This is a genomic window from Massilia yuzhufengensis, assembly GCF_900112225.1.
In the GTDB taxonomy this organism is placed as follows: domain Bacteria; phylum Pseudomonadota; class Gammaproteobacteria; order Burkholderiales; family Burkholderiaceae_D; genus Telluria; species Telluria yuzhufengensis.
In genome coordinates, this window is record NZ_FOLD01000002.1 from 14159 (window position 1) to 37147 (window position 22989).

General features: G+C 68.6%; 20 protein-coding genes. 13 read left to right on the forward strand and 7 right to left on the reverse strand.

The window, feature by feature from the left end:
* Positions 1 to 143 precede the first annotated feature (143 nt).
* The 5 genes from BM031_RS01945 to BM031_RS01965 form a co-directional block, all read right to left on the reverse strand.
* A complete protein-coding gene (locus BM031_RS01945) occupies positions 144 to 710 on the reverse strand; it encodes a response regulator transcription factor (protein WP_091870426.1) in 567 nt (188 codons plus the stop codon).
* Positions 698 to 1804 (reverse strand): sensor histidine kinase, encoded by a 1107-nt coding sequence (locus tag BM031_RS01950; RefSeq protein WP_091870428.1) that lies wholly within the window; start codon positions 1802 to 1804, stop codon positions 698 to 700. Before BM031_RS01950 ends, BM031_RS01945 begins: the two co-directional genes overlap by 13 nt.
* Entirely contained in the window at positions 1805 to 2083 is a 279-nt protein-coding gene (locus tag BM031_RS01955) for a XapX domain-containing protein (protein ID WP_091870431.1), read from the reverse strand.
* A gap of 17 nt (positions 2084 to 2100) precedes the next feature.
* Complete coding sequence (locus BM031_RS01960) at positions 2101 to 2787, reverse strand: hydrolase (protein WP_091870434.1); 687 nt, start codon at positions 2785 to 2787, stop codon at positions 2101 to 2103.
* Positions 2788 to 2892: 105 nt separating this feature from the next.
* Positions 2893 to 3576 carry a YoaK family protein gene (locus BM031_RS01965; RefSeq protein WP_091870436.1) on the reverse strand — a complete coding sequence of 228 codons (684 nt, stop codon included), beginning with the start codon at positions 3574 to 3576 and terminating at the stop codon, positions 2893 to 2895.
* A 184-nt stretch (positions 3577 to 3760) separates the two neighbouring features.
* On the opposite strand from BM031_RS01965, the gene BM031_RS01970 reads away from it, so the two are divergent.
* The 6 genes from BM031_RS01970 to BM031_RS01995 all read left to right on the forward strand — a co-directional run bounded on the left by BM031_RS01970 (position 3761) and on the right by BM031_RS01995 (position 11081).
* A complete protein-coding gene (locus BM031_RS01970) occupies positions 3761 to 4402 on the forward strand; it encodes a LuxR C-terminal-related transcriptional regulator (protein WP_229408407.1) in 642 nt (213 codons plus the stop codon).
* A 16-nt stretch (positions 4403 to 4418) separates the two neighbouring features.
* A complete protein-coding gene (locus tag BM031_RS01975) occupies positions 4419 to 6287 on the forward strand; it encodes an amidohydrolase (protein ID WP_177207624.1) in 1869 nt (622 codons plus the stop codon).
* 29 nt (positions 6288 to 6316) lie between these two features.
* Positions 6317 to 7156: an alpha/beta fold hydrolase gene (locus BM031_RS01980; protein ID WP_218147552.1), complete on the forward strand. Its 840-nt coding sequence runs from the start codon at positions 6317 to 6319 to the stop codon at positions 7154 to 7156.
* 103 nt (positions 7157 to 7259) lie between these two features.
* Positions 7260 to 8486, forward strand: a complete 1227-nt coding sequence (locus BM031_RS01985) for an MFS transporter (protein WP_091870439.1) — start codon at positions 7260 to 7262, stop codon at positions 8484 to 8486.
* 84 nt (positions 8487 to 8570) lie between these two features.
* A complete protein-coding gene (locus BM031_RS01990) occupies positions 8571 to 10385 on the forward strand; it encodes an ATP-binding protein (RefSeq protein WP_091870441.1) in 1815 nt (604 codons plus the stop codon).
* A gap of 60 nt (positions 10386 to 10445) precedes the next feature.
* A complete protein-coding gene (locus tag BM031_RS01995) occupies positions 10446 to 11081 on the forward strand; it encodes a response regulator transcription factor (RefSeq protein WP_091870444.1) in 636 nt (211 codons plus the stop codon).
* On the opposite strand, the gene BM031_RS02000 is transcribed toward BM031_RS01995, so the two are convergent.
* Positions 11071 to 12252 (reverse strand): MFS transporter, encoded by a 1182-nt coding sequence (locus BM031_RS02000; protein ID WP_091870446.1) that lies wholly within the window; start codon positions 12250 to 12252, stop codon positions 11071 to 11073. The two genes, BM031_RS01995 and BM031_RS02000, sit on opposite strands and share 11 nt — an antisense overlap.
* Positions 12253 to 12403: 151 nt before the next feature.
* Between BM031_RS02000 and BM031_RS02005 the strand changes: the two genes are divergently transcribed.
* The 3 genes from BM031_RS02005 (at position 12404) to BM031_RS02015 (ending at position 15010) form a co-directional block, all read left to right on the forward strand.
* A complete protein-coding gene (locus BM031_RS02005; protein WP_091870449.1) occupies positions 12404 to 13300 on the forward strand; it encodes a LysR family transcriptional regulator in 897 nt (298 codons plus the stop codon).
* A 105-nt stretch (positions 13301 to 13405) separates the two neighbouring features.
* Positions 13406 to 14230, forward strand: a complete 825-nt coding sequence (locus tag BM031_RS02010; RefSeq protein ID WP_091870451.1) for a universal stress protein — start codon at positions 13406 to 13408, stop codon at positions 14228 to 14230.
* A 51-nt stretch (positions 14231 to 14281) separates the two neighbouring features.
* On the forward strand, positions 14282 to 15010 hold the full coding sequence (locus BM031_RS02015) for a polyhydroxyalkanoate synthase family protein (RefSeq protein ID WP_229408409.1): 729 nt from the start codon (positions 14282 to 14284) through the stop codon (positions 15008 to 15010).
* Here BM031_RS02015 and BM031_RS02020 read toward each other — a convergent pair.
* Positions 14916 to 16049: a helix-turn-helix transcriptional regulator gene (locus tag BM031_RS02020; protein ID WP_143084491.1), complete on the reverse strand. Its 1134-nt coding sequence runs from the start codon at positions 16047 to 16049 to the stop codon at positions 14916 to 14918. The two genes, BM031_RS02015 and BM031_RS02020, sit on opposite strands and share 95 nt — an antisense overlap.
* A gap of 172 nt (positions 16050 to 16221) precedes the next feature.
* On the opposite strand from BM031_RS02020, the gene BM031_RS02025 reads away from it, so the two are divergent.
* From BM031_RS02025 to BM031_RS02040, 4 genes are all read left to right on the forward strand, one after another.
* Positions 16222 to 19971: a caspase family protein gene (locus tag BM031_RS02025; RefSeq protein ID WP_177207625.1), complete on the forward strand. Its 3750-nt coding sequence runs from the start codon at positions 16222 to 16224 to the stop codon at positions 19969 to 19971.
* Positions 19972 to 20044: 73 nt separating this feature from the next.
* Entirely contained in the window at positions 20045 to 20638 is a 594-nt protein-coding gene (locus tag BM031_RS02030; protein ID WP_143084492.1) for a hypothetical protein, read from the forward strand.
* Positions 20635 to 21561, forward strand: a complete 927-nt coding sequence (locus BM031_RS02035; protein ID WP_177207626.1) for a hypothetical protein — start codon at positions 20635 to 20637, stop codon at positions 21559 to 21561. The genes BM031_RS02030 and BM031_RS02035 overlap by 4 nt, the downstream gene beginning before the upstream one ends.
* Entirely contained in the window at positions 21551 to 22981 is a 1431-nt protein-coding gene (locus BM031_RS02040; RefSeq protein ID WP_091870464.1) for a DUF4384 domain-containing protein, read from the forward strand. Before BM031_RS02035 ends, BM031_RS02040 begins: the two co-directional genes overlap by 11 nt.
* The last annotated feature ends 8 nt before the right edge of the window (positions 22982 to 22989 follow it).

Sequence of the window (22989 nt, forward strand, 5' to 3'; positions counted from 1 at the left end):
ATTCAGAACGCAACGAACGTCCGTAGCACTACATTGCAAATACATTGCAACAAAGAATTTTATCAGAGAATACACTTCTTGAATCAAAAGAAAGTGTGTGTCGGCGCGTCCGTACAACGGCACAATCTGACCGCCAGGCGAGCTCAGCGGCTGCGGCTTTTCTCGATCTGCAGGCGCTCGGCGCCGCGCACCAGGTCGGGCAGCGAGCGCGCGTGCATCTTTTCCATCACCTTGCGCTTGTGGGTCTTGGCCATGATTTCGCTCACCCCCAGCGCATCTGCCACCTGCTTGTTCAGCAGGCCGCCGATCACCAGTTCCATGGTTTCGCGTTCGCGCGGCGTGAGGCTGTCGTGGCGCCGGCGCAGTTCGGCCAGCTCGCACCGCGCCCCGTGCTGCCGTTGATCCAGCGCCAGCGCGTCGGCGACCGCGCGCAGCAGCTCGTCCGGCGCCACCGGCTTGGTCAGGAACTCGGTGGCGCCGGCCTTCATCGCCTGCACCGTCATCGGGATCGAGCCGTAACCCGTGATGAAGATGATCGGCAGCATCGCGCCGCGGCGCGCCAGTTCAGCCGGCACGTCCGGCGCCAGCGCGTCGAAAAAGGCGGCGCCCGAGGCAAAGCTGCGCACCGCGTAGCCCTCGGCTTCGAGCAGGTTGCGCACCGAGCCGCGCACGGCTTCGTCGTCGTCGACGACATACACTAATTGTTCCATGGGTCCGCCTCCCCTTCGGCTGCCTGGCCCTGCGCGCCCTGCGCCAGGCAAGGCAAGGTGAAAATGATACTGCACCCGCGCGGCAGGCGCTTGACCGCCCGGACATTGCCGCCCAGCGGCTCGACGATGGCGCGGCAGATCGCCAGGCCCATGCCGACCCCGCCCGGGCGGGTGCTGTAGAAGGGTTCGAACATCTGCTCCGGGTCGATGTCGCCCGGGCCGGGGCCGTTGTCGGTGAACTCGGCCTCCACCATGCCTCCCTCCACCGCGCGCACGGCCACGCGCAGCCGGGGCGCGCCCTCCCCGCCTGCGCCCAGGGCCTCGAGGGCGTTGGCCAGCGCGTGGCGCAGCACCTGGCCCAGCTGCACCGGATCGGCGCTGACCCAGGCGGACGGCGCGCCCAGGCGGAGCTCGAGCGCGATGCCGTGGCGCTCGAGCTCCGGGCCTTCCAGCGCCAGCACCTCGCGCAGCGCCGCATGCAGCCGGACCGGTACGGCCCGCGGCGGCGCCCCGGCCTCGAGCGACTGCAGCACGCGCCCGGCGCGGCTGCTTTGCTCGGCAATGGTGGCGAGCGCCAGCCTGGCCTGCGCCAGGCGCGGCGGGTCGCGGTCGAGCCAGCGCAGGCCGGCGCCGGCGTGCGAGGCAATCGCCATCAGCGGCTGGTTGATGTCGTGCGCGATGGCGGCGGTGAGTTCGTCCACCGTGCTGGCGCGCAGCGCCCGCGCCAGGCCGGCGTCGAGCCGGCGCAGCGCGGCGCTGCGCAAGCCGATCGCGGCCTGCGCCGCCAGCAGCGCGAGGATGTCGATGTCGCGGGCGGAGAAGCCGGCGGGGTGTTCGAGGTAGAGCACGCCGGCCAGCTCGTCCTGGGCCAGCAGCGGTACGCAGGCCAGGCCGGCCGCGTGCACCGGGCGGCGCGCCGCGATGGCGGCGTCGACCAGCGCCGGCGGCGCCGCGCCGCCGCTGCCCGCGCTGCGCTCGCTGCCGTCGTGCAGGCGCAGCAGCACCGCGCGCCGCACGCCGGTGAGCCCGAAGGCCGCGGCGAACAGCGCCTGCGCCGCCAGGGCGGTGTCGGTGTGCGGCGCGGGCGCGTCCATCTATCGGGCGGATTCCTGCTGGTCCTGTTGCTGGGCCAGCAGCACCGGCTTGGCGTCCACCCCGATGATCTTCGGCACGCATTCGCTGCGCAGCCAGGCCGCCGTGATCGGCTCGCCGCTGGCGATTCGCTTCACGGCGGGCACGATCTGCTCGCCGATCAGCATGCCCAGCAGACCGACCAGGGCGATCGCCGGCGGCGCCGGCGAGCGAACCTGCATCAGCGCGTAGATCAGGCCGACCAGCAAGCCGGCCGCCAGTGACACGACATAGACTTTCATGGTCGTGGCGCTCCGGCTTACTTGGCCGGCACTGGGGCCAGCGTCTCGTGGCTGCCGCTGGTGCGCTGCGGCGCCTTGTGCACCATCGTGTAGGCGTAGTCCACGCCCATGCCGTAGGCGCCCGAGTGCTCGCGCACGATGTCCATCACGGCGTCGTAGGAATCGCGGAGAGCCCAGTCGCGCTGCCACTCCAGCAGCACCTGCTGCCAGGTCATCGGCACCACGCCGGCCTGCACCATGCGCTGCATCGCGTAGTCGTGCGCGTCCTTCGAGGTGCCGCCCGAGGCGTCGGCCACCATGTAGATCTCGTAGCCGCCTTCCAGCATGGCGCACAGGGCGAAAGTGGTGTTGCACACCTCGGTCCACAGGCCGGCCACGATCACCTTCTTCTTGCCGTTGCGGGCCAGCGCGTCGCGCACCTTCTGGTCGTCCCAGAAATTCATCGAGCTGCGCTCGAGGATGTCCTGGCCCGGGAACACATCGAGCAGTTCCGGGTAGGTGTGGCCCGAGAAGGCCTCGGTCTCGACCGTGGTGATGGTCGTCGGGATATTGAAGACCTTGGCGGCCTTGGCCAGCGCGACGGTATTGTTCTTCAGGACCTGGCGGTCGATCGACTGCACGCCGAAGGCCATCTGCGGCTGGTGGTCGATGATGATCAGCTGCGAGTTATGCGGCGTCAGGACTTCGAGTTTTGGATTGTTCATCGTGCTTACCCATAGTGGTTGGTGGAGTTGCGCGGCCGGCACGCGAGACCCGTGCGGCCGCTCCCACGATGAATCTTAGAAGCCGCCGGCCCGGCCAGACAGTATCTAAACGTATACGTCCGGCTCGCCCAGGACGATCAGCACCACCAGGATCAGCAGCGGCACGACCAGCGCCACGAAGCCGAAGCCATGGAAGCCGAAGGCCGCGATGACGCAGCCGGCCGCGAAGGCCAGCAGCGGCCAGGCGAACTTCGCCAGCCGCGCGCGCAGGCCGGCCTCGCGCCCGCCGCGCAGCCAGTCGACGCCGTCGATCACCATCTGGGTGACGTTCCCGGTCATCATCGAGGTCGGCGCCAGGTGGCCCAGCAGCAGGCGGCTGGTGGCGCTGTGCGCGCCCATCGCGGCCGCCCCGAGCAGGCCGGAGGCCATCGCCCACGCCTCGCCGGCGCTGGCCACCGGCGTGGCGACCAGGCCTGCGCCCATGAAGGCGGCCAGCAGCGCCAATTCCAGCAGCAGCGCCGGGCGCAGCGCCTTGGCCTTGCGCGCCTCGTACGCGGCCACCAGCAGGCGCGCCGCCGCGACTCCGGCGATAAAGGCCGGGAAGGCCAGGAATTTCAGCAATACCGGCATGCTGCCCGGGTCGGCCAGCGCGGCGCCGATGAGGATGAAGTTGCCGGTCACGTGGGCAGTAAACAGCCCGAACAGCGCCAGGAAGCCCAGCGTGTCCACGTAGCCGGCCAGGAAGCCCAGGCTGATTCCCTGCACCCTGGCGCATTGTTGTCCCGTCATCCCTGCTCCTTCCATGAAAACGGTCCAGCTTAACGCGGGCGCCGCCGCGCCGCCCATCCCAAACGGACAGGGCGCGCCGTGGTATCTGTTTGTATAGCTAGACCGGCAAGCCTGCCTTCCCGACAATGATGACCGGCGCTGCATGCTGCGGCGCCGACGGATCGACGCTGGAGGCAGACCCCACATGAACATGCATTTTCCCGGGCCGCGCCCGGCTACCCTGCTGGTGGCCGACGGCCATCCGCTGATCCTTGCCGGGCTGGCGGCCCTGGTCGCCGCCGAACCCGCCTTCACCCTGGCCGGCCAGGCGCTGGACGCCCACCAGGCGCTCGAGCAGTACGCCCAGCTGCGGCCGGACCTGATGCTGATCGACCCCTGCCTGCCTGGCGGGGGCATCGAGGCCATCGGGCAGGTACGCGCGCTCGACCCGCAGGCCCGCATCGTCGTCCTGAGCGCGCAGGATGGCGTCGAAGACGTGCACCGCGCCCTGGTGGCCGGCGCCGGCGGCTACCTGCCGAAACAGTCGGGCTTCGAGCAGATCCTGCACTGCCTGCACCAGGTGGCGGCCCACGGGCGCTACCTGCCGCCCGAGCTGGCGAAAAAGCTCGCCGGCCGCATCCAGGGCAATGCGCTGTCCCCCCGCGAACTGGAAATCCTGGCCTTCCTGAGCGACGGCAAGAGCAACAAGGTGATCGCACGCGAGGCCGGCATCGGGGTCGGCACCGTCAAGTACCACGTCAATAACATCCTGTCCAAGCTGAACGTCTCCTGCCGCACGGAAGCCGCCTGCGTGGCGCTGCGGCGCGGACTGATCCACTCTTACTGATTCCGGAGCGTCCACCATGACCCAGCCATCACCCCTGAGCCCGCCGCTGATCCTCGTCAACGGCTGCTTCCACACCAACGACCGTGCCAACCCGCAGGCCAGCGCCGTGGCCATCCAGGACGGCAGGTTCCTGGCCGTGGGCGACAGTGACGAGGTCATGCGCCACCGCGCGCCGGACAGCCAGGTGATCGACCTGAACGGCCGCACCGCGATTCCCGGCCTGAACGATTCGCACATCCACCTGATCCGCGGCGGCCTGAACTACAACCTGGAGCTGCGCTGGGAAGGTGTGCCTTCGCTGGCCGACGCGCTGCGCATGCTGAAGGAACAGGCGCTGCGCACCCCCAACCCGCAGTGGGTGCGCGTGGTGGGCGGCTGGAATGAGTTCCAGTTCGCCGAAAAGCGCATGCCGACCATCGAAGAGATCAACGCCGCCGCGCCCGACACCCCGGTGTTCGTGCTGCACCTGTACGACCGCGCCCTGCTCAACCGCGCCGCCCTGCGCGCGGTCGGCTACGGCAAGGATACGCCGAATCCCCCGGGCGGCGAGATCGTGCGCGACGCTTCCGGCAACCCGACCGGCATGCTGATCGCCCGCCCCAATGCGATGATCCTGTACGCCACCCTGGCCAAGGGCCCGGCCCTGCCGCGCGAACTGCAGGTGAACTCGACCCGCCAGTTCATGCGCGAGCTGAACCGCCTGGGCGTGACCAGCGTGATCGACGCCGGCGGCGGCTTCCAGAACTACCCGGAAGACTATTCGGTCATCGAGGAACTGGCGCGGGAAAGCCAGCTCACGGTGCGCGTGGCCTACAACCTGTTCACCCAGAACAAGGGCAAGGAGCTGGGCGACTTCCAGAACTGGACCGACACCGTCGAACTCCACCAGGGCAACGACTGGTACCGCCACAACGGCGCCGGCGAGATGCTGGTGTTCTCGGCGGCCGACTTCGAGGACTTCCTGCAGCCGCGCCCGGACCTGCCCGAGACCATGGAGGACGAGCTGGAAAAAGTGGTGCGCCACCTGGTGACGCAGCGCTGGCCCTTCCGCCTGCACGCCACCTACAACGAATCGATCGAGCGCATGCTGGACGTGTTCGAGAAGGTCGACCGCGACATTCCTTTCGATGGCCTGCACTGGCTGTTCGACCATGCCGAGACCATCACGCCGAAGAACATCGACCGCGTGCGCGCGCTCGGCGGCGGCATCGCGATCCAGCACCGCATGGCTTTCCAGGGCGAATTCTTCGTCGAACGCTACGGCGCCGAGGCGGCCAAGGAAACGCCTCCCATCCAGCGCATGCTGGAAGCCGGCGTGCCGGTGGGCGCCGGCACCGACGCCACCCGCGTGGCCAGCTACAACCCGTGGACCGCGCTGTACTGGCTGGTGTCGGGGCGCACCGTGGGCGGCCTGAAGCTCTACGACGCGGGCGTCCGGCTGTCGCGCGACACGGCGATCGCGTTGTGGACCAGCGGCAGCGCATGGTTCTCGAACGACCAGGGCAAGAAGGGCCAGATTGCCGAGGGCATGCTGGCCGACCTGAGCGTACTGAGCGCCGACTTCTTCCGCATCGACGAAGAAGCGATCAAGGACATCGAATCGGTCCTGACCATCGTCGGCGGCAAGCTGGTGTTCGGCCAGGCCGAGTTCACCGCGCTGGGCCCGCCGCCGATCCCGGTGCTGCCCGACTGGTCGCCGGTCAACAAGGTGCCGGGCCGCTACCGGGCGGCGCCGCCGCAAGCCGCGGCCGCGCTGCCGCACCAGTGCCGCAGCGCCTGCGGCGTGCACGGCCACGCCCACGACCGCGCGCGCAAATCGCCCGTTCCGGTGTCTAACGTGACCGGCTTCTGGGGCGCGCTGGGCTGCAACTGCTTCGCCTTCTGATCCACGACTCATCCACTGAAAGGACCACCATGAGCGCCAACCTTACCATCAACACTGTCACCGCCCGCGACGGCAGCATCATCCATTTCACCGACTGGGGCCACGGCCAGCCGGTCGTGTTCAGCCACGGCTGGCCGCTCCAGGGAGACGCCTGGGAAGACCAGATGATGTTCCTGGCCGAACACGGCTACCGCGTGATCGCCCATGACCGCCGCGGCCACGGCGCCTCGAGCAAGGCCTGGCACGGCAACGACATGGACACCTACGCCGACGACCTGGCCACCCTGATCGAGGCGCTCGACCTGAATGGCGCCATGCTGGTCGGCCACTCGACCGGCGGCGGCGAAGTGGCGCGCTACATCGGCCGCCACGGCACCGGCCGCGTCAGCCGCGCGGTGCTCATCGGCGCCGTCACGCCGCAGATGATGCAGTCGGCTGCCAACCCGGACGGCGTGCCGCTGGCGGCCTTCGACGGCATCCGCGAGGGCGTGAAAGCCGACCGCGCACAGTTCTTCCTCGACTTGTCCATGCCCTTCTACGGCTTCAACCGCGACGGCGCCAAGGTGTCGGAAGGCATGCGCCAGACCTTCTGGCTGCAAGGCATGCGCTGCAGCCTGAAAAGCGCCTATGCCTGCATCAAGCAGTTCTCCGAGACCGATTTTACCGAAGACCTCAAGAAGATGAGCATCCCGACCCTGGTGATCCACGGCGACGACGACCAGATCGTCCCGCTGGCCACCACGGCGCGGCGCGCGGTCGAGATCCTGCCGCAGGGCACGCTCAGCGTCTATGAAGGCGCCGGCCATGGCCTGCCGCAGACCCACAAGGCGCGCCTGAACGCCGAGCTGCTGGCGTTCCTGCGCTCTTGATTGTTCATGAAACCTGACAAGTGTGGGAGGCTTGTCAGGTAATGATCTTTGCTCCCGACCTCCCTAGAATGGCTTCACCGTTCACCCACGCATGGAGCCATTCATGAATCACCCATCCCCAATCGAGCGCGACATCGCGCCCGGCATGGTCCTGCTGCTGGCCGTCGCCGCCGGCCTGATCGTCGCCAACCTCTACTACGCCCAGACCCTGGTGGGCCCGATCAGCGCCGCCACCGGCCTGTCGCCGTCCGCCGCCGGGCTGGTAGTCACCCTCACCCAGGTCGGCTACACCCTGGGCCTGCTGTTCATCGTGCCGCTGGGCGACCTGGTCGAGAACCGCCGGCTGGTGGTCGGCGGCCTTGCCTTCACCGCGCTGGCCCTGCTGGCCGCCGCCTTCAGCAGCGGCGCCTGGACCTTCCTGGCCGCCGCGCTGGGCATTGGCCTCGGGTCGGTGGCGGCCCAGGTGCTGGTGCCATTCGCCGCCCACCTGTCGCTGGAGGCTACGCGCGGGCGTACCGTCGGCAAGGTGGTCAGCGGCCTGCTGCTGGGGATCATGCTGGCGCGCCCGGTGGCCTCGCTGGTGGCGGACCACAGCAGCTGGCACGCCGTGTTCGGCGGCGCCGCCGTGCTGATGGCGGTGCTGGCGCTGGTGCTGCGGCGCCGCCTGCCGCTGCGGGTGCCCGCCTCCACCGTGTCCTACGCCGCCCTTATGGGCTCGCTGTGGACCTTGCTGCGCACCACGCCGGTGCTGCGCCGCCGCGCCGCCTACCACGCCGCCCTGTTCGGCGCCTTCAGCCTGTTCTGGACCGTCGCCCCGCTGGTGCTGGCCGGCCCGCGCTTTCACCTGTCGCAAACCGGAATCGCCATTTTCGCCCTGGTCGGCATGGCCGGCGCCGTGGCCTCGCCCGTGGCCGGCCACCTGGCCGACCGCGGCCACACCCTGCTGGCGACCGCCGGCGCCTTGCTGCTGGGCATCGCCGGCTTTGCACTGCCACTGTTCGCCGCGGCATCCTGGACGGCCGCGCTTGGGCTGCTGGTGGCGGCCTCGATCATCCTCGACATGGCGGTGGCCGCCAACCTGGTGCTGGGCCAGCGCGCCATCTTCAGCCTGGGCGCCGAGGTGCGCAGCCGCCTGAATGGCCTGTATTTCGCGCTGTTCTTCGCCGGCGGCGCGCTCGGTTCCGCGCTGGGCGGCTGGACCTACGCCACCTGGGGCTGGGAGGCCGCCCTGCTGGCCGGGCTGGCGATGCCGGCCCTGGCCCTGCTGTACTGGACCACGGAATATGCCGCCAGCGCGAAAGCCGCGCGCAGCGCTCCTACTTTCGGATGACCGGGCGGACGCCATGCGCGTCCATAATCATGGTGCAATGCGCAAGGGCGGTTCCCGCCAGCGCGCGTACCCCGGACGGCCCCCATGACCAGCTTGATCGCCATCGATGCAGCGCCAGCGCGAACCCAGCACACCGTCCCGGACGGCGAACCGGCCTGCAAGCGGCTGTGGGAGCGCCTGCGCCTGCTGGAATCCCTGACCCTGCTGTCGCTGCCGCCCTGCGCGGCGCCGCTGGCCCCCGCCGCGCTGGCGCTGCTCGAGGGGGCGAGCGAGCGCAGCCTGCCGCCCCACGGCGCGATTGCCGCCGAAGTCGAGCATGGCCTGCTGCATGGGGTCCGCCCGGGCACCGCGCTGGCGCTGCTGCTGCTGGCCATCCTTGCCGCCGACCGCTACGACAGCGGGCCGGCGCCGCTGCGGGTGGCCGCGGTGGCGGTCGACATCGCCGTGCGCGACGGCGGCGCCCACGCCTGGCTGGTGCGCGCCCTGCACGCCGGGCTGGTGCTGCCACGCACCGCGCCATGGCGCCAGGTGGCCGCCATCCTGGCCAGCCTGGCGCAGGACGAAGCGGCGGCCGGCCATGGCGCCGTGCAGGCGCGCCGTTTGCTGGCCGGTGCGGCCATGGCGGCCGGGCTGCCGCTGCCCGAACAGGCCGGCCAGCTGGAAGCGGCGCTGCCGGGCGGCCGCGCCACCGGCATCGTTGCCGCGCGCTACGCGCTGCTGTGCGAACTGGCGCGGCCCGCGGCGCCCCGGCGCGGCGCGCCCGCCTGCTTCGCCGGCTGGAGCACCGAGCTGCAGGCCGCCTTCCATGCCGACGATGCCGCGCGTGCCGGCCATGCGGTGGCGATGGCGGCGCCGCTGGCCGGTCCTTTCACGCCGCCGGCCGAGCTGCTGTGCCATCACCTGTTTACGCTCCTGATGCTGGCGCGCAGCGGTGGCCTGGCCTGCCTGGCCACCGCCGCCGGCCACCACTGCGAGGGCGACACCTCGGCCGCGCTGCGCGGTTATGAAGCCGCCGCCGCGGACGCGGCCGGCCAGGACATGGACTGGCTGGCCACGCTGGCCTGGGACATGGCGGCCGCCGTGGCCGGCCAGGCCGGCTTCGCCACGGCGCAGCAGGGCTACCGCCGGCTGGCCATCAACGGCTACGCGGCCTGGGGCGCCGCCGAGCACGCGCGGCGGCTGGCGCGCGCCTGGCGGCTTGACCGGTGCCCCGCGCCCGCCGCGCCGGCCGCCGACCTGGGCTTGTCGATCGCGCACGAAGTGAACCAGCCGCTGGCGGCCGTCATGCTGCATGCCGCCGCGGCCCGCAAGTGGCTGCGCCGTCCCCAGCCCGATACCGGGCGCGCCATCGCCTCGCTCGACCAGATCGTGGCGGCCGGGCGCCAGGCCGGCGAGATCGTGCGCAGCGTGCAGCGCCTGGCCGGCCATGGCGCGGCCGAGCGCAGCCTGTTCGCGCCCGACGAAGCCCTGCGCGAAGCGCTGCAGCTGCTCGGTCACCCGCTGCAGCGCCACCAGGTGGCGGTCGAACTGGACCTGGCGCTGGGCGCGCGCCGCCTGCACGGCGACCGCGCCCAGCTGCAGCAGGTGGTGGTCAACCTGCTGCTCAACGCCATCGAAGCCCTGGCCGGCGTCGCCGGCCGGCCGCGCCGCATCGTGCTCGCTTCGCGCCCTGGCGCGCGCGGCACGGCCGAAATCACGGTGGCCGACAACGGCCCCGGCATCGCCAGGGCCGAGCGCGCCCGCATCTTCGAGCCGATGGTCTCGACCAAGCCGGGCGGCACCGGCATCGGGCTGTCGATCAGCCTGGCGATCGTGCAGGCGCACGGCGGCAGCATCGAGGCCGCCGAGGCGACGCCGCAGGGCGCGCTGCTGAGCATCGTGCTGCCGCTGCCGGCCTGACGCGGCGCGCCGCCCTGTTGTATATTTCTGAACACTCCCTTGGCGATCCCCAACGCATCCATGAACCAGCCTGTCCCCTCCCTTGTGCGCGTGTTGATCGCCGACGACCACCCCCTGATGCGCGAGGGGATCGCCGCCTGCCTGGCGGCCCACGGCGGCATCGAAGTGGTGGCGCAGGCGGGCAGCGGCGACGAAGCCATCGCCGCCTTTGCGCGCCACCGGCCCGACGTCACCCTGGTCGACCTGCAGATACCGGGCAAGGATGGCATCGAGACCATCCGCGCGCTGCGCGCGCTGCAGGCCGACGCCAGGCTGATCGTCCTGACCACTTTCGGGGGCGATGCGCGCGTGGCGGCGGCCCTGAACGCGGGCGCCGTGGCCTACCTGCTCAAGAGCATGCCGGGCAGGCAGCTGGCCGATACCGTGTGCGAGGTCTACCGGGGCGTGCATGTGATGCCGCAGCTGCTGCGGCGCGAGCTTGCCAGCCACTATGCGGGCGACGCGCTGTCGCCGCGCGAGCTCGACGTGCTGCGCCTGGCCGCGACCGGCAATTCCAACCGCGAGATCGGCATCCTGCTGGCGATCGGCGAGACCACCGTCAAGACCCACATGAGCGCGATCCTGGTGAAGCTGGGCGCGAACGACCGCACCCATGCGGTGACGCTGGCGACCCAGCGCGGCTTCATCAGCCTGTAGCGTGCCTGGCGCGCACCGCCAGCAGCGCGGCGATGGCCAGGATAAGGGCGCTGGCGCCGAAGGTGGCGCGGTAGCCGGCCAGGTCGAACAGGAAGCCGCCGGCGCCGGCGCCAAGCATGATCGCCAGCTGGATCACGGCCACCATGAGCCCGCCCCCGGCTTCCGCATCCTTGGGCATCGTGGCCGAGAGCCACATCCACCAGCCGACCGGCGCCGCGGTGGCGACCAGCCCCCACAGCGCCAGCAGGATGGCGGTGGCCGTCACGGAACTGCCGAACGCAGCCAGCGCCACGGCGATCGCCGCCATCAGCGCCGGCACCGCCACCAGGGTGCGGTACAGGCCCCTGGCCAGCACGGCGCCGACCAGGGTGGTGCCGATGAAACCGGCGACGCCGACCAGCAGCAGCATCAGCGAGAGCGTGGAAATGCCGACCCCGGTCACGCGCTCGAGGAAGGGCCGCAGGTAGGTAAACAGCGTGAACTGGCCCATGAAGAACAGGCTCACCGCCGCCATGCCCCAGGCCACGGCCGGGCGTTTGAGCAGCAGGAACAGGTTGGCGGAGGCGCGCTCCGGCCCGGCCGGCAGCCTGGGCAGGCTGGCCAGCTTCCAGGCAAAGGCCAGCGCCGCCACCGGCACCACGCAGAAGAAGGCCCCGCGCCAGCCGATCACGGCGCCCAGGTAGCTGCCGGCCGGCGCCGCCACCACGGTGGCCAGCGCATTGCCGCCGTTGAGGATGGCCAGCGCCCGTCCCACCTGCGGCGCCGGCACCAGCCGCATCGCGACCGCCGCCGACATCGACCAGAAGCCGCCGATCGCCACGCCGATCAGCGCTCGCCCAGCCATGAAGACGGTGTAGTTTGGCGCCACCGCCACCAGGGTGCCGGACGCGATCATCAGCAGGGTCAGTCCCAGCAGCAGGTGCTTGCGGTCGATGCGCCCGGCCAGCGCCGGGAACAGCAGGCTGGTCACCAGCGCGAAGGCGCCCGAGATCGCGATGGCCTGGCCGGCCTGGCCTTCGCTGATGCCCAGGTCCGCGGCGATCGGCGTAAGCAGGCTGACCGGCATGAACTCGGAGGCGATCAGCGCAAAGGCGCCCAGCGCCAGCGCGCACACGGCGCCCCACGCAGGTGCTTGTTCAAGGGTGCCGGGATGGCTGGCGCTCGCGTTCATGCTTCGATCCTTTGGTTCTTGGGGGAGACGCATGGTAAGGCGCGGGCAGGCGGGCGAACGGGCCGGGAATTGCATGGCCTTATGAGGCAGCATCATGAATAGCCATGCGTATTCGTGAGAGAATTTGAATAATCCACACTGAAAGCCGCGCATGGCCCGCGACAACATCAACGACATCCTGGTTTTTCTCGCGGTCGCCCGCGAGCGCAGCTTCACCCGCGCGGCGGCCCGGCTCGGCATGACCCAGTCCGCCCTGAGCCACATCGTGCGCTCGCTGGAGAACCGGCTCGGGGTGCGGCTGCTGCAGCGCACCACCCGCAGCGTCTCGCCCACCGAGGCGGGCGAGCGCCTGATCCAGAACGTGGCGCCGCGGCTGGAGGAAATCGAGGCCGAGATCGCCGCCGTCAGCGACCTCGGCGGCAAACCGGCCGGCACCATCCGGATCACGGCCATCGACCACGTGATCGACCGGGTCCTGTGGCCGCGCATCGCCCCGCTGCTGCCGCAGTACCCGGACCTGCACGTGGAATTCAGCGCCGACTACCGCATCGTCGACATCGCCGCCGAACGCTTCGACATCGGCGTGCGCCATGGCGACCAGGTCGACAAGGACATGATCGCGGTGCGGCTCACGCCCGACGTCAACATGCGCATCGTCGGCGCGCCCCAGTACTTCGCGCACCGCCCGCTGCCGGCCTCGCTGCCCGAACTGCTCAAGCACAACTGCATCAACCTGCGCCTGGCCAGCAGCGGCGGCCTGTACGCGTGGGAACTGCGCCACGAAGGCCAGGACATCGAAGCGCGGGTGCGCGGCCAGCTCACCTTTTCCGACGCCGAGCACATCCTGGCCGCGGCGCTGAGCGGCAACGGGCTGGGCTTCCTGCCCGACGAGCTGGTGGGCCCGCACATCGCGGCCGGCCGGCTGCTCAGTGCGATGGCCGACTGGTGCCCGACCTGGCCGGGCCTGTACGCCTATTACCCGAGCCGCCGCAATTCCTCACGCGCGCTGGCCCTGGTCATCGACGCCATCCGCTACACGGAATCCTAGCCGGGAAAAAATTCGACAGAATTTTGATGTGCATCAGAAGCGCGTCTGACGCAGCTGCGCGCTCGGCGTAGAGTCGTGAAGGCCATCCCGACGAAAGGATCCGCCATGTTCAAGACCATCGTTGTCCATGTCGACGACAGCCCGCTGTTCGATGCCAGGCTGCAGGCCGCCGCCTGGCTCGCCAATGCGCACGAGGCGCACCTGGTGGGCTGCGCCACCACCGGCATGTCCTGGCCCGCCTATGCCTTGCTCACCGGCTCGATGGCGGTCACCCCGATCGATGAATTCGAGTCGCTGCGCGTGCTCGCGCGCGGCTCCCTGGCGCGCTTCGCCGAGCGCGCAGGCCAGCTCGGCGTGCAGTCGCTGGAACAGCGCCTGGTCGAAGACGAGAACCGCGACGCGCTGCTGCTGCAGGCGCGCTACGCCGACCTGGTCGTCACCGGCCAGGACGCGGGCGACGCCGCCACCGTGCGCGGGCTGCCGCAATACCTGGCCATGCACGGGGTGCGCCCGGTGCTGGTGGTGCCGCCCGCCTACGCCGGCGCCCCCATCGCCGACACCGTCGTGATCGGCTGGGACGGCAGCATGCAGGCGCTGCGCGCCATCGGCGGCGCCATGCCCATCCTCACCCGCGCCCGCGACGTGCGCCTGGCCCTGGTCAATCCCGACCTGCAGTCCGGCCTGCACGGCGAAGAACCGGGCGCCGACATGGCGCTGTTCCTGGCGCGCCATGGGGTGCGGGTGGAAGTGCTGGGCGAGCGCACCCTGGCCTCCACCGGGGACGCGCTGCTGGGCATCGTGCGCGCCAGCGGCGCCGGCCTGCTGGTGGCCGGCGCCTTCGGCCACAGCCGCTACCGCGAGATCGTGCTGGGCGGCGTGACGCGGGTGCTGCTCGACCGCGCGCCGGTGCCGGTACTGGTGGCGCACTGAGGCTACGGCATGAAGCAGCCCGGCCCAGGGCTTCCTGCTGCAGCAGCAAGGGTGGCACCGCGCCACCCGCAGCGCGCGCGGCATGTCGCGCCACCACGCCGACGTCGCCACCACGCCGACGTCGCCACCTTCGTCGCCGGCCAGCTGCTCGATTGCGTCGCGCCCTCGAACTTCGTGCTCACCAACCCGGTGGTCCAGCAGGCCAGCATCGCGCGCGGCGGCATGAACCTGGTCAACGGCACCGGGCGCGCGCTGGCCGGCGCCTGGCGCAGCGCGGCCGGCGACGCCGACCAGCCCGGCTACCGGCCGGGTGTGGAGGTGGCCTGCACGCCGGACCAGGTGGTGCTGCGCAACCGCTTCATCGAACTGATCCGCCATGACCCGGCCACGCCGCAGGTGCATGCGGCGCCGCTGCTGGTGGTGCCGGCCTGGATCATGAAGCACTACATCCTCGACCTCTCGCCCCACAATTCGCTGGTGCGCTACCTGGTCGGGCATGGCCATAGCGTCTACTATATCGATCCGGACCGTTGGCAGCGCGAAGCGCCGCTGCACGAGGGCAGCTGGTGGCCGGCGTGCGAGGCATGGCTGGCTCAGCGGGCCGGGCCGTGGGATCCAGGCGCGCGCAGCGGCTCCCGGACTGGCGCCGGCGCCGGGGAGCTATGTGATGGAACGCTAGGCCACGCTAGGGCCGGGCGACGAAATAGGCCGGACTCGACAAGACCAGCGCCACCAGGTCGGCCTGCCTGCGGGTACCGGTCTTGTCGAAGATGCTCTTGAGCTGGGTGCGCGCGGTATGGATCGAGGTCTGGCGGGCCTGCGCCGCCTGTTCCAGAGTATTGCCGCCGCATAAGGCGACCACCAGTTCAGCCTCCGCGCAGGTCAGCGAGAACAGGCGTGCGATCAGTTCGGGCGGCGCGCTCGGCGTGCCAGCCGGATCGTACAGGAACAACAGAGCCGCCCGCTTCAACGGCCCCCCGGACGCCTGCATCGGGACGATCATCAGGGTCAGGGGCGCGCGCCGCTGTCGCGGGACGAAGACGACGCCGGGGACGGCGCTGCCGCTGCCGCGGCTGGCGCCGAGGGCGACCAGGATCTCCACATTGACCTGCTTGGTCAAGGCAAGCCTGCTCGTGCACAGGTACCGGTCCTCGATCCAGATACCGTCGCGCTCCTCCATCAGCCGGGTAGCGGCCTGGTTCGCATAGACCATGCGCCCCCATTCGTCCACCATCAGCGAAGGCATGACCAGCGCGTCGAGTCCTGCCGTGAGCAGGTTCTGCCCTATTTGCAGTTCCAGGAAGCGCTGCCGCATCTGCACCGCCCGCTGCAGATGCGGGACGAGCCGGTCGAGCAGCTGCAGTTCTTCCTGTGCGAAAGGCGGCTGCGATGGCGAGCGCTGCAAGACCACCTGGGTCGCCCACACGCCTTCGCGCAGGATCACCGCCCCGGCGGCGCACTGGACGCCTTGGGGCAGGACCCATTCCCGGTAGAAGCGCGACCCGGTGTACTCGTCGGCCGGCAGGTGGACGTTCGACGCATAGAAGGTGGCGATCGGTGCGCTCGACAGATGCCTGGCCAATTGGTCTTCGCGCCCATAGTCGATGGCGTAGCTTTCCATCCAGGAGCGGGCCATGCCGTATTCCCACATTCCCTTTGCCTCCCCGTTCAGGACGTTATGCGTGAACAGCATGGCCGCTTTCAGGTCGAAGGCGGCGGCAAGCCGGGCGACGAATTGCTGGAACCCGTCAGCTCCGGTAACGGCGTCGTAGATATTGCTGATCAGGTCATTGGTGCAGGGCTCGTCCATACGGCACATTCTCTTGAGAAGTTGACAATATAGCATTCAGCTGTCCGGCGTGCATTCGGAGTCGCCAGGCTTGCCGGCCTGGGCTGTGTCCTTCCATACCTTAAATGGGCGATTCGCGCGGGGGGTCCAAGCCTATATTGTCGTGTCTGTATTGACCAGGATGAGCTCACCGGAGCAGCACATGCATAAACTATTCGCAGTTTTCCTTGCCGCCCTGTCGATCCTCGGGGGGCCGCAGGCGGCTGCGCAAGACCTGGTCCGGATGGATCCCGCACAGGCCATCAGTGCCGGGCAGGCGCTCAACCTCTTGCGCGCGCAGCGCTCGGAGCTGCTCGGTGGCGCGAAGGGCGTCCTGATCTTCGCGCGCGTCCCGGGGAGCCAGGCGGAAGCTGCCGATATCCGGCCAGGGGATGTCGTGGTGGCCTATGCGGGCAAGCCCGTTGACGACGTCGCTTCGTTGATCGAGCAGGTCGGTGCGCAGGCGGCGTCTGGCAAGGGTATCGGCCTGGGCTACGTCCGCGACGGCCAGCGCAAGAACATCACGGTGCAAGCCGGCAAACTCGGATTGATGTTCCACCCCGTCCTCGAGACGCTTGCCATGCCGGCGAATGCCAGCGCACACGCAGCTTCCCGGGGAAATAACAAGGGCCAGGACGATATTGCGCTGCATGTCCAGACTGGTCACCCGTACGACGTCGTCATCAACGTGGCAGTAAGCCCGGATGGAACACGTGCGGTGTCGGCGGGCACGGGAGCGCTGAAACTGTGGGATCTCGACTCGGGAAAAGAGATCCGGTCCCTCGCCAGTGATTCGACCGGCGACCATTTCGTGGTAATCAGTCCAGACGGCCGTTACGCCATCTCGGGGGGCGGGGATGCAAAATTATATGTGTGGGATTTGCAATCCGGGAAAATCGCCTACCACATACCCGGCCCACCCAAGGCGCGCATGTTCTTTTTCTCGGGCGCGGCGTTCAGCCCGGACGGCAAACAGTTCCTGGCCAGCAGCGTCGGTGGACTTGGCCTATGGGACTTTGCCACAGGCAATCTCATCCGCATGATGAGGACATCGCCGGGCGACCGGCATATGCCGCGCACCCTGGCGTTCAGTCCCGATGGACGGCATGCGGTAGCGGATGGGGCGCATATGGAGTCTGGCTTCTTCGATAAGCTCGTCGGGGACGTGCGCGTGTGGGATGTGGCGACGGGCGAGTTGCTTCGTGCCATCGCCGCGCACCAATCGCTGGTGCATTCCCTGGCTTTCTCAGCCGATGGGAAGATCCTCCTGTCACGAAACGACAAGCAGGTGAAACTCTGGGACTTCGCACGTGGCGCGGAATTGCGATCAATAGATTCAAGCCCAGGCTCGGATGGCGTAAGCGATGCCGCGCTGGCGCCGGACGGACGGCACGTCTTCGTCTCCGGCAAAGCGCTGGCGATGCTCGATGCCCTAACCGGCAAGGAAGTGCGCCGGTTTCAGGATGCCGGCGACAGCCGCGGCGTAAAATGCAACACTAATGCCCAGTCCATTGGGTTCCACCCCAATGGCCGTTCGCTGCTGACCGGTGGTACTGGTGGAATTTGTATGTGGGATATCGCCAGTGGAAAGGTGATCCGCCGCATACAAGGCACGGGGAATACCGTCGACGCGATCTCGTTCAGCCCGGACGGCAGCTTCCTGGCATCGGGCGGCCTGTACTCGACCGACATCTGGACCCTCGCAAGCGGCAAGCCGGCAGCCAGCTTCGACGAATCCTCGGCGCAGGGCATTTCCGCCATGCGCCATACCGGGGACGGACGCCACGTGCTGACCGGCTCGCATGACAAGAAGCTAACCCTGCGTGAAGTGCAGAGTGGCAAGGTGGTACGCGTCTTCGAAGGACATGCGGGCATCATCACGTCCGCCAGCCTGAGCCAGGACAGCCGGATATTGCTGAGCTCCGGAGGAGCGACCTCCAGCATGTGGAAAGGCGTCATTTCAAGCCAGTTCGACCAGCAACTGAGGCTGTGGGATGTCCAGAGCGGCCAACTCTTGCGCAGCTGGAGGGAAGACGAGGACATCGTGAACGGCGCGGTGTTGAGTGCCGACGGCAAGCGTGCCTTGTCGTCGACCAAAAGCGGAATCAAGGTGTGGGATACGACCAACGCCAGCCTGGTGCGCGCTATCCCATTCGGCCATGTCGGCGTCATGGCGATCAGCCACGACGGCCGGCGGGTACTGGCTGCGTCGCTCGACGACCTCACCCTGTTCGACGTGGACACCGGCGCCGCGCTGCGCACATTCGCCGGCAGCGGATTCGGCGTCAAGTCGCTCGCCTTCAGTGCCGACGACAGGCTGGCGCTCAGTGGCGGCATGGACAACAAGATCAGGCTGTGGGAAGTCGAGTCCGGCAAGGAGCTGCGCAGCATGAGCGGACACACAGGCATGGTTTCCGCGGTCGCCTTCAGCCCGGACGGGCGGCGAGCCGCGTCCGGCAGCGCCGACTCCACCACCCGCCTGTGGGATGTCGGGACCGGCAAGGAGATCCTGTCCATGATCAAGTTCAAGGATGGAGAATGGGTCTCGATCACGCCTGCCGGCTATTTCGCGGCGTCGTCGCCGAAGGCAGCGGCCTACCTTGGCGTGCGCCGTGGCGACCAGGTTTTCGGCGTCGACCAACTCTACGACGTGTTCTACAGGCCTGACATCGTCGAGGCCGCCATCGCCGGGAAGGAGTTTTCCAGCATGGCCGGGTTCACGATCGCTGAAGCGGTGCGGCAGCCGCCGCCGATGGTCGAGCGCATCGAGCTGCCCTCCCCCGGCAGCGCGGCAACGACCCGCATCGCCTACCGCATCAAGTCGACTGGAGGCGGCATCGGCGAGGTGCGGGTTTTCCACAACGGCAAACTGATCCAGTCCGACGGCTTCATCCGGCAGGCGCCGGCCGCCAGCCTTGGCGCGAAGACCACGGACCTGAATGCGGAAGCGCTGGCAGGCCAGATGCGGGCGCTGGCACAGCAAGCCGTCAAGAACGGCGCCACGGGAGGAATCACCGAGTCCCGGCCCAAGCCGGACCTGTATGAGGCGACGGTGGAAGTGGAACCCGTCTCGGGCGCGAACGAAATCTCGGTGCTCGCCTTCAACGCCCCGAATACGGTGCACTCCGCGGCGCACACCGTCGCATTCACGTCGACGCTGGCGCCAGCGCCACCACGGCTGCACATCCTGGCCATCGGCATCGACCAATACCGCGACAAGTCGGCCAGCCTGAAGTTCGCGGCAAAGGATGCGAGCGACCTGGCGAACCGCTGGAAAGCCCAGGCGGCCGCGATCTATCGGCCCGAAAATATTTTTGTCGAGACCATCTCGAACGAGCAAGCCAGCAGGGAAGGCGTACTCGCACGCATCAATGCACTGGCTGCACGGATAAAACCTTCGGACCACTTCCTGCTGTTCATCGCGAGCCATGGTGTCTTGCTGGGCGATCAGTACTACATGGTCACCAGCGACTACAACGGCAAGCTGCAGCCGTCGACGATGATCAGCGCCAACGAGATCGTCGATTTCTCGAAGCGCATCAAGGCCCTGTCGCAGCTCTACATCCTCGACACCTGTCATGCGGGCGGTGTCGGCGGCATCGTCAGCGGGCTCTACGACGCACGCGTCAGCGTGCTGGCCAAGAAGATGGGACTGCACTTGTACGCGTCGGCCAGTTCGACAGAAGAGGCACTGGATGGGTTCGAAGGCAATGGCTTGTTCACGCACACCCTGCTCGCAGGACTGAACAACAACCGGCAGGCCGACACCAACACGGACAAACAGGTGAGCATGGTCGAGCTGGGACACTACTCGAAAGCCCTGACCCAGGCACTGGCGAAGAAAATGCAGCACAGGCAAGACCCGTTGATCGTGAACTTCGGACTGGACAGCCCGGTGTACACCCTGCCGTAAGGCCGCGCCGCCGGGCGCCGGGTTCCGGCTGTTGCGAAGCATGCGCGCCGGACCTGCTTAATCAAGGATGACCATGCTCAAACATAGTGCAGTCCCGATACTTGTCGTCGGTTCGATGTGCGCCTGCGCCGCGGCGGGGGCGCTGGCCCAGCCCGGGCCGGGCGCCAAGGACATCGTGCTGGCCAGCCTCGCACCAGAGGCGCGCCCTGCCGCCGGGCAGGCGCGCCCCGACACGCTTGCCGTATCCGTGCTGGTCGACGGCCCCTACGGTGTGCTGTTGCAGCGGCCGGCCGATGCCAGCTTCTCGGATGGCGACAGGTTCCGTATCAAGGTGCTCGCGCCACGCGACGGCGACATCCTCGTCTTCAACACGACGCCCGCCGGCCGGACTGGCGCGACGCCCATCTGGAAAGCCGGGGCCAAGGGCGGCGTGGAGCTGGTATCCGAACCGATGCAGGTCACCGGCGCGGCAGGCGACGACTTGCTGCATGTGGTGCTGCAGCCCAGGTCAGCGGTCACGAACCTGTTCGCCTGGTTCCAGGAGCTCCTGGCCGGCGGCAAGAACGGCAAGGATATCCGGCTGGTGACGGAGAATACGCAGCAAACGACGTATGTGTACAACCCGGACGGCCAGGGCGGCTTGGTCACGATCCGCATTCGTCATTGATCGACATGGACAGGGACAGGACAATGAACAGGAACAGGTCGACCGGGGGGCGAGCGAGCGCAGCCCTGCGCTTCGCAGCAGCGCTGTGCACGCTGGCGGCATGCGGCATCGCCACCGCCCTGGCGCAAGATTGCAGGCAAACAGGCATTGCCACGCCGGGCAACGCGGTGTTCCAGTCATTGGCGAACTGGACGGCGGGCCGGGTCAACCCCACCACGCCCGGCGCGAGCCCGGTCGCGAGCCCTGCCCTAGCCGCCACGCCAGCCGCTTTCTGGCTGGTGCACCCGCCGCTGGCCCAGGGCCTGCCGCGGCCGTTGGCGCAAGCCCCTTCGTATGCGGCCATTCCCGTGGTCCTCGCCCAGCCCGATGTGCCGTTCCGGCTCGCCGATGGAGGCAGCGACCCCGGCCGGCCATGGGACGTGAATGCGAACTATCACGGCATGGCAGTGTCCGCGGTCATGCTCGACAGCCAGAACCTGGTCACCGACACCCGCTCGCTGGCAGCGCCGTTCCGCGCCGGCGAACGGTTCAAGCTGCGCATCGTCAGCACGTCCGATGTCCTGATCTCGCTCGACGCCCTGCGCGCGCCACGCGGAACGGTCGGACCGAACGGTGTACTGCTGCACCAGCCCTCATGGATCGGTCAACTCTATCCTGCACGACAGGAGCAGGTGGTGCAAGCGAAGGCCGGCGAAGTGGTCTATCTCCCGCTTGGGACCAGTGAATACTTCACTTTCGACGGCAGGCCAGGCGTCGACATGGTCTCGCTGAACCTGCGCCATCCCCAGGCCAGCAACGCGCTGCTCAATCGCCAGCCCGTCTACCGGCACGACGCGCAGGGGATGACCAGTTTTGCCCAGCTCGTCCAGCCTGGAAGCCATATGGGCTTGACGCAATTGCTGGCGCTGCAACATGTGCAGTAAGCATCGCGGTCCCGGCGGCGACCGGCACGCCAGCGTCAAGGCGATGCAATCCCCTGCCTCCTGGCGCAAGCTGATTGCGTCCAGCCTGCTACTCGCCTCCTCCGCACTGTTCGCGCCGGTGGCGGGCGCGGAAAACTTTGCCCTGATCATGACCATCGGCAGCTACAGCAATCCCGCCGCCGCCCTGCCCGGCATCGACCTCGATGCAGCGTCTGCGCGCAGGATCGCTGCGTCGATGGGCGTGGATGATCGCAATATCCTTGAATACAAGGACGCGCAGCTGACGCGCGAGGGGATGCGGGCCGGCTTTGCCAGGCTGACCAGCCGGATAAGCGCCGGCGACAATGTCTTCATTTATTACTCCGGGCACGGCACCCAACGCAGCGGCGGCGCGAAATGTTTGGAGGGCATGGTGGCGCACGACATGGCGTCGTTCGACGATGCCGACATCGAGGTCTCGCTGGCCGACCTGGCTTCGAAAGCGGGCCAGGTCGTGATGCTGAACGACTCCTGCTTTTCCGGCGGGCAGGCCACCAAGACGGTTCGCGCCACGCCCGGCTCACGGGGCAAGGCGTGGAAGAGCGAGGGGTCCGGCTCCGGCTACGAATGCGGCCAGGCGATCAATGCGAAATTCACGCGCAACCTGGTCCCGACCGCGGCCCGGCGCGGCGCCAACCTGCTGTACATCGCCGCCGCCGGCGACAATGAGGTCGCTTTCGCCAGCAGCGGGGGCAGCGCGGCCACCGTTGCATGGGTCAGCTGCCTGCGCTCCGGCGCCGACGCCGACCGCAGCGGCATGCTGACAGGGCGCGAACTGCAGCAGTGCGCACAAGACTATGTGCGTTCGAACGGCTACCAGCAGACGATCACCCTGGTCGGCAACGCCGACCTGCCCCTGTCGTTCGGCGAGGGCCATGCCACGGGAGCGAACGTGGATGCGCTCGCCACGCTCGACAACCTTCGCCGGCAGGCGTCGCCGGCCAGCAGTGTCGAACTGCATGCGCCGAACCCGCGCATGACAATCGGCAAGGATTACCTGGACCTGCGTGTCACCACGGGGCAGGCGGGTTACCTGTACCTGCTCCACGTCGGGTCGGATGGCAAGACCTTCGACCTGCTGTATCCAAATGCACGCGACAGCGACAATTACGTCAGGGCCGGCACGATGTCCCTGCCCCGCGCCGGCTGGGGGATCCAGGCAATGGGTCCGCCCGGCACCAGCCATGTGCTGGCCATCCTGTCCGACAAGCCGCGCCAGTTCGACAAGGGCATGACGGGCTCGGCCGGGACGCCGTTCAAATCGAGCAATGCCACTGGTGCTGCCACGCGCAACCTGGGCGTGGTCGGCATGGGACAAGGCAGCGAATCACCGGGACGCATGGGCGCAAGCCAGGTGCTTGCGGTGCACGAAGTACATTGACATTCCAA